Origin of the sequence: Tenacibaculum sp. 190524A02b (assembly GCF_964036645.1) — a bacterium.
GTDB lineage: Bacteria > Bacteroidota > Bacteroidia > Flavobacteriales > Flavobacteriaceae > Polaribacter > Polaribacter vairaonense.
This window is the reverse complement of the sequence record NZ_OZ038525.1, coordinates 395,412-410,516: the sequence shown is the minus strand read 5'-3', so window position 1 is coordinate 410,516 and position 15,105 is coordinate 395,412. Positions and strand designations below refer to the sequence as shown.

Annotated in this window: 4 protein-coding genes; all 4 read right to left on the bottom strand. The window is 33.0% G+C overall.

Features of this window, described 5'->3' with window-relative positions; genetic code table 11:
- Nucleotides 1-127: 127 nt before the first annotated feature.
- Complete coding sequence (locus tag ABNT65_RS01635) at nt 128-3,376, bottom strand: M36 family metallopeptidase (RefSeq protein WP_348736880.1); 3,249 nt, start codon at nt 3,374-3,376, stop codon at nt 128-130.
- Nucleotides 3,377-3,638: 262 nt separating this feature from the next.
- Nucleotides 3,639-4,061, bottom strand: a complete 423-nt coding sequence (locus ABNT65_RS01630) for a secondary thiamine-phosphate synthase enzyme YjbQ (protein WP_348736878.1) — start codon at nt 4,059-4,061, stop codon at nt 3,639-3,641.
- A 114-nt stretch (nt 4,062-4,175) separates the two neighbouring features.
- The gene (locus ABNT65_RS01625; protein ID WP_348746981.1) at nt 4,176-10,370 is read right to left on the bottom strand and encodes an InlB B-repeat-containing protein; all 6,195 of its coding nucleotides are present in this window, start codon (nt 10,368-10,370) and stop codon (nt 4,176-4,178) included.
- A gap of 446 nt (nt 10,371-10,816) precedes the next feature.
- The gene (locus ABNT65_RS01620; RefSeq protein WP_348746980.1) at nt 10,817-15,076 is read right to left on the bottom strand and encodes an InlB B-repeat-containing protein; all 4,260 of its coding nucleotides are present in this window, start codon (nt 15,074-15,076) and stop codon (nt 10,817-10,819) included.
- Nucleotides 15,077-15,105 lie beyond the last annotated feature (29 nt).

Sequence of the window (15,105 nt, the reverse complement as noted above, 5' to 3'; positions counted from 1 at the left end):
AGTTTTGGGGGATTAATATTTAAGTAAATAAGACATATCAATATTTTAAATAAAACTAAAAACCTCTTAGAGTAGTTATACTCCAAGAGGTTAAAACAATTCATAGGTGTTTACTCCTAATAATTACCTATTCAATAATAAATCGTTTATTTGTTTTAGTAAATTCATTTTCAATATTTAATATATATACTCCTGAATTTAACTTGTCTACATTAATTATTTTCTTGGTCAATTTTCCTTGTTCCAATACTTGCCCTAACATATTAATTACTTTATATGATGCTCCAGACATACTATTATTAGGTCCAATAATATTTAGTTGGTAACCTTTCTTCACTGGATTTGGTGCTAATTGAATTGACGTAAAGATATCTTCATCTTGTGTTCCTAATACATCTACACGAGTATCAAAATCGTTAACAGCAACTACAGATGATCCGCAAGATCCCTCATAAATTTTAACGTTTGAGAAGGTAGAATTGTTTCCTGAACCTGCATCATTATCGTTAATAAATACCAATCTGTCCATTGCTCCTGTATAAGAACTTCCAACAGGAATCACATACTTTTTGGTTCCACTTACATAATCATCAAAATTAGTAACTCCATAGTTTTGGGTACCATACACTTTAAAGTATCTACTAGATGTTAATGAGTTATCATTTTCAAATCCTACAGCATGAATTTCTCCTTCAGAAGTACTACTAAATTCGAATTCAATTACTGTATTTGTTGTAACTGTATAATTCATTGCGATATACTTCCATGTATTATTAGTTAATGCTAAAGAAGCTCCTGAGTTTCCAATTGAATAATCACCTGCACTATCTTGATTAGAGAATGATGTGATTGTGAAATCATTAAAATTAATAGCTTCACAAGTTGGATCTGGATCTCCTCCTCCATCTCCTTGTGCAATGGCAACTGCATCAATAGCAATATCACTTTGCCATCCGCTAGTTCCTGATCCAGTAACCACGTTAAAACGTAACTGTACACTAGCTTCTCCTGCATAAGCTGTTAAATCTACATTTGCTGTTTTCCAACTATTTCCTTGATCTCCTGACTGACTAAATACAGATGTCCAAGTTCCTGTATTATCTTTTCTAGCTTCTACGGTTAAGGTAGCAATGGCACTACCATACATATGATACTGGAAGGCTAAGTTAGGCTTAGTTAATGAGCTAAAGTTTAAACATGGTGAGTTTAAAATGGCTCTTTTATTTGGATAACCTGTTCCATTACCAGATGCTTCTACATATAAATAATACGTACCATCTGATGCTGCACTAGGCCCTGTACTATTTGAAGGAGTTCCTCCTGAGTTTCTTGTAAAGTTTATATCATCTCCAGTAGTTGCATCTTTCCATTGTCCTAATCCAGCTTCAAAGCTTTCATTAAATGGAAAAGAAGTTACATCTCCCGAACACGCCCCTGGATCTGGGTTACCTCCGTCACATGGATTGGTAAATGATACCGTTTGATCAGTATTAGAGTTAAAGCCTCCATTTGTATTCTCATTAGCTCCTTCTCCTACACCTCTTTCAGCAAATGCTTTCCAAATTAAGCACTTGTACTTGCCATTGTACAAATCTTGATCTGCTTGTAATATTGCATCACGACCAGAAACAAAACCTGGATTACTAGCTGTATTTTTCAACCCTTCAATTACTAAGGCCATTGCAATATTATTACCACCAGTTCCTGTGTAAAAATTAGGATCAAAACCTTCTTGATCTACCAATAACCAAGTCATATCCCACAAAATAGTAGCAAAACCATACCCTACTCCATGAGGTACTCTTAAGTTATTGATATCTGCATAATCTGTATCGTTTTGTGATCTATCAGTAGAATACACAGTTGGTCTAATCCCTTGTCCATCGTTTCCTTGTCCTAAAACATAAGTTCCTACTCCTCTTCTATCTGTTCCTTTATCTCCTGCCTTCATAGTTAGCATTAGTCCAAACCAGTCAGACCATCCTTCTCCCATTTGCTCTCCACCTCCAAGAACATTTGAGTTTCTACCACCTACTAAACGAATAGAAATTCCATGTCCATATTCATGTGCAATAATTCCATTATCAAAAGAACCATCTCTTCCTGGTGTTGTTCTATTCCATAAAAACATTTGCATTCTTGGATTGCTTCCATCTGGTGGTGTTGCAAAGTTTGCATTGTTAGTTCCACTACCGTCTTGTGCATCTGCATTTACAGAATCACTACCAGAACCTCCTTTTCCATAATTATTTTCTTGGAAATTTCCTGAAGCTTCATCAAATCCGTACTGATACCATACATCATGCATAATATTATTCCAATAGAATAAGTTTGTTGTTACCGCATCTTGATATGTACTTGGTGCTTGATTTAAGTTTACTGGGAAGTTAAAATCTAATCCACTTCCTCCATCTGGCGAAGCTCCTGTACCATTATTCCCATTAGTATCTTCTTGTGCCCATACATTATTCCCTCTAGTATTAGTATGTTCAGCACCAGCACTACCATTGGTATCATGCCATCCATATGGAGAAGCTGTTGCATTAGCTGGATTTGTTATAATACTTCTACCTCCTTCATCTGGACTCATTAATGGCATTGGATATACATTATATGAGTCTGGAGCTAACATACTTTGTTCTTTTAAATAAGGTGTTAAGCTTTTACTTCTAGTTCCAAAGTACGTTTTTACATCATGGGTTGTGTGATTTTTGTGTCCGTGTGCATCAAACTTACACTTAATTACCCAGTTATCTTCCTTAATAATTTTACTAGTAGTAGCATCTACATAGCTATTCCACCAGTTTTCTCCTCCTTTTTCATATAAGTTTACATTCCAACATAATTTTAATTTATTGTCATGTAAAACATACGCTTTTTTAACAACGATAGGTTCATTATCAGCTGTAATTCCTGAATTTCTGAACTCTAATACCTCGTCGCCATTTTTTCTTTTCATTGTTTTTACCAGTCTAGCGGCAGAAGGTAATCTATGCGCTTTAATTACCGAATTAACAGCTTCTACTTCAGAAATAGATGCTGCTTTAGCTCCTACTAATTTAGATTTGATATCTGTTACAAACTGATTATTAGCATAGTTTACCTTACTATTTAATACAGACATATTATAGGTACCATTTACAATAGGTATTCCTTTATAATACTGTGTTAAATAATAATGAACTAATCCTTTTTTCAGCGATGACGCCGAACTTGTTACTTTCCATTCAGTATAGTCCAAAGAGGAAGGTTTTGCTCCTTGTTTTAACTGATTAAAATGTTGTTGGATTGTACTGTGGTCTTTTAGGTTTTTGCTTTGCGCAAAACCTACTTGTGACATTAAGAATAATGCCACTAACAAATAAATTTGTTTCATTAGTTTGGTTTTGAAGGGTTTAATTACAGTAAAGTTAGTAAAAACATTTTTTCATATTCGTCAATTTTTAAAAATGTTAAAAAACAAACTAATTTCTATTTTTAATCACAAAAAAACACCAAAACCACAAAATATTAACACAAAAAATTGTTTTATAAGCAAAAATATTTTCATATATTCTATTTAAGAGCTATAAAAAACACCGAATTCTCTTCTTTTTAAGAAAAAAATAAAAAACGTATTTTTTTACTTTTTAAAAGCTTTATACTCCGATTATAGTAACTATTATTTTTCTTCTTCCTCCATAATTTCTGTGTTCACCTAAATAAATCCCTTGCCAAGTACCTAGATTTAATTTTCCTTTTGTAATAGGTATTTGTACTTGACATCCTAACATTGAAGATTTGATATGTGCTGGCATGTCATCAGCTCCCTCATAATCATGCTTATAATAGGGCATGTTTTCTGGAATCATTTTATTTATATGTGTTTCAAAATCCACCCTCACTGTTGGATCCGCATTTTCATTAATTGTTAAACTAGCCGATGTATGTTTTATAAATGCTTGAAATTGCCCCATATTTATGGTAGTTATTTCTGGTATAGCCTTAACTAACACGTCTGTAATTAAATGATATCCTCTTGTATATTCGGTAAGTATGACCTCTTTTTGATAAACCTTCATATTATAAAGTAAAAAAGTCAAAGCTATAAAATATAGCTTTGACTTAATTGCTTATAAAAATATTTATACTAAAACTCTACGAAATTTTTAACATTTCATAGCGTATAAACAACACTACTGCTTAACAAACTTAGTTAACCCTGTTTTATTGTTTTTAGCATCAATTTTTATTAAATAAATTCCAGAAGGTAGTTCACTAACATTAATAACTCTTTCTTTTGACTGCATTACTTTTTTACCTTGAATGGTATAAATTGTAATATTATTTACAGTTTCTTGTAACTTAACATTTAATACCTCAGCCGTTGGGTTTGGATATACTGAAAAATCTTTTAATAACTTTTCATCATCAATTCCTGCTGTTACTTGGCTAAATGTTCCTGTTACTGTTTGATTTGCACCCATGGTAATTGTAATTGTTGTTGTTGTACCTGTAACATCTCCTGACCATGCATCAAATTGCCATCCACTATCTGGAGTTGCTGTTAAAGTTACTACTGTTCCTTCATCATACATTCCATTAGTTCCGCTTGGCGACGCTACTATACTACCATTTCCTACCTTTACAATAGTCAATTCATATTGAATTTTACTGAACATAGCTGTAATATTTTTATCAGCATCCATGGTTATTGTTAATGGATTCGTATTGCCTGTTGCATCTCCACTCCAGCCATCAAATTGATAACCTGCATCTGGTGTTGCTGTTAATACTACACTTGTTCCATCATCATATGTCCCGTTTGTTGGGTTTGGATTAGTACTTACACTTCCATTAGTTGCGTTTACAGTTAAAGTACGTTGGATTTTACTAAATGTAGCCGTTACTGTTTTGTCTGCATCCATCGTTATTGTTAATGGATTTGTATTACCTGTTGCATCTCCACTCCAGCCATCAAATTGGTAACCTGCATCTGGTGTTGCTGTTAATACTACACTTGTTCCGTCATCATACGTCCCATTTGTTGGGTTAGGATTGGTACTTACACTTCCATTAGTTGCATTTACAGTTAAAGTACGTTGGATTTTACTAAATGTAGCCGTTACTGTTTTGTCTGCATCCATCGTTATTGTTAATGGATTTGTATTACCTGTTGCATCTCCACTCCAGCCATCAAATTGGTAACCTGCATCTGGTGTTGCTGTTAATACTACACTTGTTCCGTCATCATACGTCCCGTTTGTTGGGGTAGGATTGGTACTTACACTTCCATTAGTTGCATTTACAGTTAAAGTACGTTGGATTTTACTAAATGTAGCCGTTACTGTTTTGTCTGCATCCATCGTTATTGTTAATGGATTTGTATTACCTGTTGCATCTCCACTCCAGCCATCAAATTGGTAACCTGCATCTGGTGTTGCTGTTAATACTACACTTGTTCCGTCATCATACGTCCCGTTTGTTGGGTTAGGATTGGTACTTACACTTCCATTAGTTGCATTTACAGTTAAAGTACGTTGGATTTTACTGAACATAGCTGTAATATTTTTATCAGCATCCATGGTTATTGTTAATGGATTCGTATTGCCTGTTGCATCTCCACTCCAGCCATCAAATTGATAACCTGCATCTGGTGTTGCTGTTAATACCACACTTGTTCCATCATCATACGTCCCGTTTGTTGGGTTAGGATTGGTACTTACACTTCCATTAGTTGCATTTACAGTTAAAGTGCGTTGGATTTTACTGAACATAGCTGTAATATTTTTATCAGCATCCATGGTTATTGTTAATGGATTCGTATTACCTGTTGCATCTCCACTCCAGCCATCAAATTGATAACCTGCATCTGGTGTTGCTGTTAATACTACACTTGTTCCATCATCATATGTCCCGTTTGTTGGGTTTGGATTAGTACTTACACTTCCATTAGTTGCGTTTACAGTTAAAGTACGTTGGATTTTACTAAATGTAGCCGTTACTGTTTTGTCTGCATCCATCGTTATTGTTAATGGATTTGTATTACCTGTTGCATCTCCACTCCAGCCATCAAATTGGTAACCTGCATTTGGTATTGCTGTTAATACTACACTTGTTCCATCATCATACGTCCCGTTTGTTGGGTTTGGGTTGGTACTTACACTTCCATTAGTTGCGTTTACAGTTAAAGTACGTTGGATTTTACTAAATGTAGCCGTTACTGTTTTGTCTGCATCCATGGTTATCGTTAATGGATTCGTATTGCCTGTTGCATCTCCGCTCCAGCCATCAAATTGGTAACCCGCATCTGGTGTTGCAGTTAGCACTACACTTGTTCCATCATCATACGTCCCGTTTGTTGGGTTTGGATTGGTACTTACACTTCCATTGGTTGCATTTACAGTTAAAGTGCGTTGGATTTTACTAAATGTAGCCGTTACTGTTTTGTCTGCATCCATGGTTATCGTTAATGGATTTGTGCTTCCTGTTGCATCTCCGCTCCATCCATCAAATTGGTAGCCTGCATCTGGTGTAGCGGTTAACACCACACTTGTGCCTTCAAAATAAGTTCCATTGGTTGGGTTTGGATTGGTACTTATACTTCCATTGGTTGCATTTAGCGTTAAGGTACGTGGAATTACCACTGTTTCATAAGCTCCCATATCTACAGTTGCATCAAGAATACGATTGTTCCCTTGTAAATCTTTAGTTATTCCTGAAGGGATTTTACTATTATCTCCAGCATTTACAGCAGGGGAACTAGGTTGTAATGTAAAATCGTTATTAGCTACATCTTTAAATAATGGATCTGTATTGGATGTATTTGTTAAATTTCCTGATGGAATTAAAGAGAAGTTTAATGCTCCTATTGAGTTATTCACTAAAACTTGGTTAGGCAAACTAACATGAGCTCTATTTACATCATGTGTTGTAGCTCCTCCTGCTCCTGTATTATTGTAAATAATACTGTTACTAATTGTAACATTATGGGTACTGTTACCATCCGTTCTTCTACTTAATGACAAAGCACCTCTTTGAGTACTTGCTTGTGTACCAATATCTACATTTTTAGCAAACGTACAGTTAGTTATAGTAGTTGTTAAGTTAGCTGCTGTTCCATTAGCTCTTGCCCAAACTGCACTTCCAGAAAAACCTAACTCTGTATTTGTAAACTTTTCAGAGCGGTTGTTTGTAAATAAACTATTTGTTATGTTCAAAGTAACTGTTCTGTTATTATTTACTAATAAGTATAAACCACTTCCATATCTTGATCTATTATTATCAAAATGACAGTTTTCTATATTTGCAACTGCATCTGCATTAAAATAAGACATTACTGCCCCACCAGCTCTAGTCATATTTCTAGCTATGGTACAGTTTTTTAAATTAAAGCCATTAATTGTTTCAGATACTAAAACCCCTGCTCCTACATTGGTTTTATTATTAGCTGCATTATTGGCATGCCCATCTCTAATAGTTAACCCATCTAATGTTATGTTATTGGCATTTAATTTTACTACATTATAAGCATTATCATTACGGGTAGGATGTGTCATAGCAATAGCCGTATCATTATTACTTAAATCTCCAGATAAAATAGTAGGATGATTTATAACATCTCTTTGTGATAGCAGTGTTTCTGTACCATCAAAACCTCCATAAACTTCTAAGTTTTCTCTGTTTATACTAAATGTACTAGACCTACCACTTGCTGCTGGTGTATAACGACCTTCTGCAACCCATACCGATGTTATACTAGAATTTGAGTTTGCCACATTTAAAGCAGCTTTTAAATCTGTAAAAGCATTTACCCATGAAGTCCCATCATTATTTCCTGTAGCATCTTTATCTACATAAATAGGGCCATTAGCAAAAGTAACTGTTATTGTTTTATCAGCATCCATAGTTAAAGCTAAAGGATTTGTAGTTCCAGTAGCATCTCCACTCCATCCTTGAAAGCTATACGCCAAATCTGCTGTCGCTTCTAAACTTAACACTTCATTTTGATTAAATACAGATACTGCGCTTATAGAATTACCATTATTGGTTACTGATCCTTCTCCAACTGTATTTATAGTTAAGGTATAACAATTACTAGCACATACTTGTTCAAAGGCTCCCATATCTACTGTTCCATTATAAAGTCTTGGATTTCCAGCGACATCATAACCTACTGAAAAAGGTAAGCTATTGTTATCTCCAGCATCTATTGCAGTAGAAGTTGCTTGTAAAGAAAAGTCATTACTAGCTGCGTTTGTAAATTGTGGATCGGCATTTAAAACATTAGATACACTTCCGCTTGGAATGGTTGAAAAGCTATCTGGTGAAATTGAGTTTTTAACGGTTATATTTTGTCCTAATGTGGTATGGATTCCTGTAATTGCCTTCGCACTTGCTCCTCCAACTGTAGTATTATTCCAAAATATATTGTTTGCTACGTTTGCTGTTATCTGTCCGCTACTTCCGTAACCAATACCTACGGTTGCTCTAGTAAAGTTATTTAAACTACTTGAAGTACCAGTGTCTTCGTTATTAACATAAGTATTATTTACTAATTCTACATTTACTCTTGAACCTGCTGCATTTGCTCTAAACCATCCTCCACTGGCTGCAAACCCTAAAGAACTACCATTGTTTTGTGCTTTATTATTATAAAATAAACAACTTGAAACCTCTGCATTTGCTATATTTGAAGTTTGTGTGATATAATATATAGAAGTTGCATGACGAGCTAAGTTATCATGAAAAATTGAATTATATATTTTAGTATATCCATTATTTCCATTTATTCCAATAACTATTGCTGCTCCTCCTGAAGTTACTACATTATTTTTAAAGGTACAGTTTCTTACTTCTTGATCTCTGGCTGCTCCATAAAAAACACCTCCTCCATGCTGTAATTCAGAAGTATTTCCGTTTGTATGTGCATCAGAGATAGTAAAACCATCCAGTAATGAGTTGTTTGCATTCACATAAACTACATGGTAAGAGTTATCATTTCTTGTTGAGTTAGAGAATGCTAAATTTGCATCATCATTCGCTGATAAGTCACCTGAAAGAATTGTTTCATTAGCTTTAACATCTCTCTGTGAAATATTAGTTTCAGTACCAATAAATCCTCCATATAACTTTATGCCCGCTACTCCAAAAGTAAAAGACTTTGTTCTATCTGAAGCATGAGGAATATAGGTTCCTTGAGCAACCCAAATTTCTTCATTAGCTTGCACATTAGTAAAGGCTTCTGCTAATGAAGTATATGCATTTGCCCATGAAACCCCATTATTACTTCCCGTGGCTGCATGGTTTACATAAATTCGTCCTATGTTTCTATTTGTTGTAAAGCTATCTGGTTGAGACCAGCCTGTTGTTTGTGAAGTACACTGTTCTCTAACGTATACTTGATACTCTGTAAATTCTTCTAGACCTGTTAAAACTGAACTTCCAGAAGTAACTCCTGTAACAATAGTAGCAGACGCAAAAGCCTCACTTGTTTTATGATAAGCAACATCAAAAGTTCCTGTTTCTGATATAGCTACTGTAGCTTCTGTTGTGGTTATATTACTTGTAGAAATGATTGAAGAAGACGGTACAAAACAAAAGTTATTTATAACACCTAATTGCCCTACTTCTGTTGGATTTAGTACTCTACTATAGATAAAAACATCATCTATTTCATCTTGATATTTATTTACAGCTGCTAAATTACCTGAACGATTATTAGCAATAGTTACATTTCCGTTTGTATTTACACTTGCAAATAATGACCTTCCATATTCTGTACTATTATTAGCATCTGGTGTTCCATTATCTACATATATTTTTGTGTTATGACGAAATACAGAAGATGTATTAGAATGTGAAGAAATTGTATGATTTTGATCTAAACTAACTACAATATGGTGCCAATTACCATCAGCTACAAATGTATTAGATAGTTGACCAAATGAAGCGTTAGAAATTTGATTGTTAAATGTATTGGTTCTAGAGTATTTACCTGAAATACCTATTTTACCATTTCTTAAATACACATACAAACCATACTCTAAATGCGCAAAGCTTGCTGAGCTTCTACCACTATCATCTATAATAGTTCTTACATTATTATCATTGGTTGATGTTCTTATCCAAAAACTAAGTGTTAAATCCGTAAAATTAATATTAGTTCTTGTTAAATGGTCTCCATTTAAACTTACAGCATTGTTTGCTGCTGCAAATCTATCATTAACTGTAGTTAATGCAGTTCCTGTTTGTGTTAAATTGTTTCCGTTTGCTGCATCAGTATAACTACCACCTGTAAATTCATACATGGCTTGCAAGCCCGTGGTGGGAATCTGCGCATGTGTTACGCTAGTAACTAATAAACATAAAAAGAATAGTTTTTTAATCATGACATTCCGATTTACTTTTAAGATTTTGTTTTCTTACGACAAAAAAAGCAGAATGCTTCCTGATAGTACTTATTTTACTTCCGAATGCACTTTTTTATTTTCCGAATGCACTTTTATTTTAATAAATCCACTTAATATTCTCTTTTTATTTTAGTTAAATATAGTTAGCAGTGTTAAGTTTTGAGGCTCAGAGAAAGCCTCTTATAAAGTAATAATATTAAAATTTCATTTTATCAAAAAAACACAGATATATTTTACTTGTAAAATATCTGTTATTTCAAAATATAATAATCACTAGTACAATCCGGAATGTAACCTCTTTTTTGGATACATATGCATAACAAAAAAGTCAAAGCTGTAAAATATAACTTTGACTTTTTTGTTTATAAACATATTTATACTAAAACTCTACGAAATTTTTAACATTTCATAGCGTATAAACAACACTACTGCTTAACAAACTTAGTTAACCCTGTTTTATTGTTTTTAGCATCAATTTTTATTAAATAAATTCCAGAAGGTAGTTCACTAACATTAATAACTCTTTCTTTTGACTGCATTACTTTTTTACCTTGAATGGTATAAATTGTAATATTATTTACAGTTTCTTGTAACTTAACATTTAATACCTCAGCCGTTGGGTTTGGATATACTGAAAAATCTTTTAATAACTTTTCATCATCAATTCCTGCTGTTACTTGACTAAATGTTCCTGTTACTGCTTGATTTGCATTCATGGTGATTGTAATTGTTGTTGTTGTTGTTGTTGTACCTGTAACATCTCCTGACCATGCATCAAATTGCCATCCACTATCTGGAGTTGCTGTTAAAGTTACTACTGTTCCTTCATCATACATTCCATTTGTTCCTACTGGTGAAGCTACTATAGTACCATTACCTACCTTAGTTACGGTTAATTCATATTGAATTTTACTAAACATAGCCGTAACGGTTTTATCTGTATCCATGGTTATCGTTAAAGGATTTGTACTTCCTGTTACATCTCCGCTCCATCCATCAAATTGGTAACCTACATCTGGTGTAGCTGTTAGTGTTACGCTTGTTCCATCTGCATACGTTCCTCCTGTTTGACTAGGGTTTGCAGTTACTGAACCGTTAATTGCATTAATAGTAAGGGAATAAGTAACATTACAGTTTGTACTATAACTTGCTGTAGCATCTTTATACCATGTTGAAGTAGGTGTAAATCCAGCATCAATTTGAATACAACTTAAATTAGGATTTGTTCTAACATTCATATAAGTAAACTGAGCATTTGTTCCATTAGCTAGGTTAATACTTGTTAGTTGGCTATTTTGACAATTTAATATTGCTAATTTATTGTTATTAGACACATCTAAACTACTAATAGTATTAGAATTACAAAGAAGTTTCTCTAAAGCTATGTTTGAAGAAAGATTTAAAGCTGTTACTTTGTTATTATTCAAGTCTAATTCTTTTAAACCTATATTTGTAGTTAAATCAAGAGTTGCTATCTGGTTATATGAAGCACCAACTTTAGTTAACTTTGTCAAACCCACTGTATTTAAGGAAGTTATTTTGTTTACCGCACAATTTAGATCTTCTAAATTAAGGTTTCCTGATAAATCTAAAGTGCTTATATCATTATTAAAACAGTTTAACTTTTTTAAAGTTCCTGTTTGAGGTAGTTTTAAAGATGTTAATGAACCTTGCTGTTGTGAACAGTCAATATCTTCTAAAGCAGTATTACTTGATAGATCTATAGAGCTTAAGCTATTCCTTTCACAATTAAACTTTGTAATATTTTTAAAAGCTTCTATCCCTGTTAAATCACTAATATTTTTAACCCGTATATTTAAATCTCCAGTAAAAATATTAGCTTCAACACATTGAATATTCCCATCATTATTTATATCAATTTTTGGTGAATGGTTTAATAATGCATTTTTAAAATTAGCATCAGGTATGTTTACAATACATATTACACTAAATTTAGCGGTTATATTTTTATTTGAATCCATTGTTACATTTATTGGATTAGTAATATCACTTATATCTCCACTCCAACCATCAAATTGATATCCTGTATTTGGTATAGCATTTAAAGTTACTACCTGCCCTTCATTATATTTTCCATTTATAGGCATAGGATTTGTTGTTACTGCACCATTAGGATTCGTTACTGTTAATGTATATTGTATTCTACTAAACTTTGCAGTAATAACTTTATCGGCATTCATTACAACAGTTAAAGGATTTGTTGTTCCGCTTGCATCACTATCCCAACCATCAAATTTATAACCAGAAGCAGGAGTTGCTGTTAATATCACACTTGTTCCCTGTGTATACCCTCCATCAACTGGAATAAGATTTGATACTATACTTCCATTTTCAGCTTTAAGTGTTAATTTTTTTCCTACATAAACAGATGCTCCAAACTCATAGGCTCCCATATCTACTGTACCATTATGAACCCTTATGTTTCCAGCTACATCTGAAGCTCCAATCATTGCTGAATTGTCACCAGTATCTTTTGCTGGAGAATTTGTAGTTAAGGAAATATCCTCATTGGCTATATCAGTAAATAATGGATCTGAATTGGATGTATTAAGCTTTGTACCTGGTAAATTTGAAAAACTGTCATTCCCAATTGAGTTTTTTACTGTTATGCTCTGCCCTAAAGTAGCGTTAATTTGCGCTATTGATTTACCTAATACACCTCCGGCTGTTGTATTTTGCCAGAATATACAATTGGCTACATTTCCATTGAAAACTCCATTGGTACGGCTCATACCTACTACTGATCTATTAAAATTATTCAATCCAGAAACAGTTCCTATGTTTACATTATTCACATATGTGTTGTTTGTTAAATCACAATTCATTGTAGATCCTGTTCCATAAGCCCTAAACCAGCCTGCACTTCCTGCATGACCTTTGGTAGCTCCATTATCTTTAGCTGTATTACTGTTAAATACAGAATTTCTTATTTTTATAGTCGCTACTTTGTTATTTCCGGTATAACTATATATTGCTGTTCCATATCTTGATAAATTATTTTTTATCTCTGTATTTCTAATTGTTAAAGAACCACTTTCTTCAAATCTTGAAAAGATTGCTGCGGCTGCTGATATAGAAACATTCTTTTCTATAATACAATTTGCTACTTCTAAATTAACTTTTGCAAAACTCTTAAAAATAGCACCTCCTGATTGATCATCAGATGTACTTCCATTTGCATGTGCCCCTGATATAGTGAAGCCATCAATAACCACATCATCATTATTTACTTTTATAACATGATAAGAATTATCATTTCTTGTAGTATTAGAAAAAGCTATATTTGCATCATCATTGCCTAATAAATCTCCTGATAAAACACTTATATTTGCACTTATATTTCTTTGCGATACTTCTGTTTCCGTTCCCACAAACCCCCCATATATCTTAATTCCTTTTTTAGAAATTGTAAAAGACTTTGTTCTTCCAGAAGTTCCTGGTAAATATCTTCCTTTAGCTATCCAAATTGAATTATTTTCATATACTTCAGCTAATGCATTGTTTAAATCTGTAAAAGCATCTACCCAACTAGAACCATCATTGTTTCCAATAGCATTTTCATTTACATAAGTAGGAACACCTTGATTTTTAAAAATTTTATATGTTGACCAAGGAGAAAGGTTACCTGTTCCACAATTTCTTCTTACATAAACTTTATATGTTTCTGATGTTCCTCCACTTATTGTTACTTTACCTGTAGCATTTGTTATAATTGTTGCTGCAGAAAATTGCTCAGATATTTTATGATATGCCAAATCTATACTATGCCCTCCAGAAATATTTACATCAATACTTGATTCTGTTACATTAGATGCAGATAATATTCCTATTGAAATAGATTTACAAAAATTATTATATGAGCCTATGTTATTTATCTCAGTTGTATTTAACAATCGTTCATACACCAATACATCGTCAATAATATCTTCATATTTAAAATTAGCAGGAGCTGTTCCGTTATCTAAATTTGCTATTTGGAATTTTCTTGTATTTTGAGAATGTCCACTTGTTACTTTTAACTGTTTATTTAAAAAAGTATTAGGTCTTCTATTTTTTTTATGATTCGTATCTAAATCTCCATCTATATAAATTCTAAGAAAATTATCAACTCCTTTACTTGTTCCAATATTATCTGATCTATTAAATATGGAAATGACAATATGGTGCCACTCTCCATCATTAATTTCTCTACTTGATAATATTGAATGATTATCTATAGCAGTAGCTCCATTATAAAAAGTAAATCGATATCCATTTTGTACTCTTATCTTTCCATTCTCTAATCTTACTGAATATCCTAACATCCCTGATGAATTTGTAGCATTAGATCTTGAACTTTTCTCAAAAATTATTTTTGAATCAGATGAATTAGTGCTTGATTTTACCCAAAAACTGATGCTTGTGTCAACTGTTGAATTAACTGTTGAATATGTTGTATTAAATGAGCTTCCTTTTAAATCTACTGCACTAGTAGGTGGAGTATTAAATCTATCATTAACTTCAATATAAGAAGTTCCTGATACATTGAGCGTACCTCCATTTACACCATCAACAAGTAGGTTACCACTTTCAAAGCCATATTGTTTTATAAGATTATTTGTAGGGAATTGCGCACTAACTGCACTTGCTACAAACAAAAAAATTAAAAGTATTTTTTTTACCATTACTCCTTATTTTTATTAAATTCAAGTTT

Coding starts and splice junctions, on each gene's coding strand:
- ABNT65_RS01625 (WP_348746981.1), bottom strand. CDS start 10,370: ATGATTAAAAAACTATTCTTTTTATGTTTATTAGTTACTAGCGTAACA.
- ABNT65_RS01620 (WP_348746980.1), bottom strand. CDS start 15,076: ATGGTAAAAAAAATACTTTTAATTTTTTTGTTTGTAGCAAGTGCAGTT.
- ABNT65_RS01630 (WP_348736878.1), bottom strand. CDS start 4,061: ATGAAGGTTTATCAAAAAGAGGTCATACTTACCGAATATACAAGAGGA.
- ABNT65_RS01635 (WP_348736880.1), bottom strand. CDS start 3,376: ATGAAACAAATTTATTTGTTAGTGGCATTATTCTTAATGTCACAAGTA.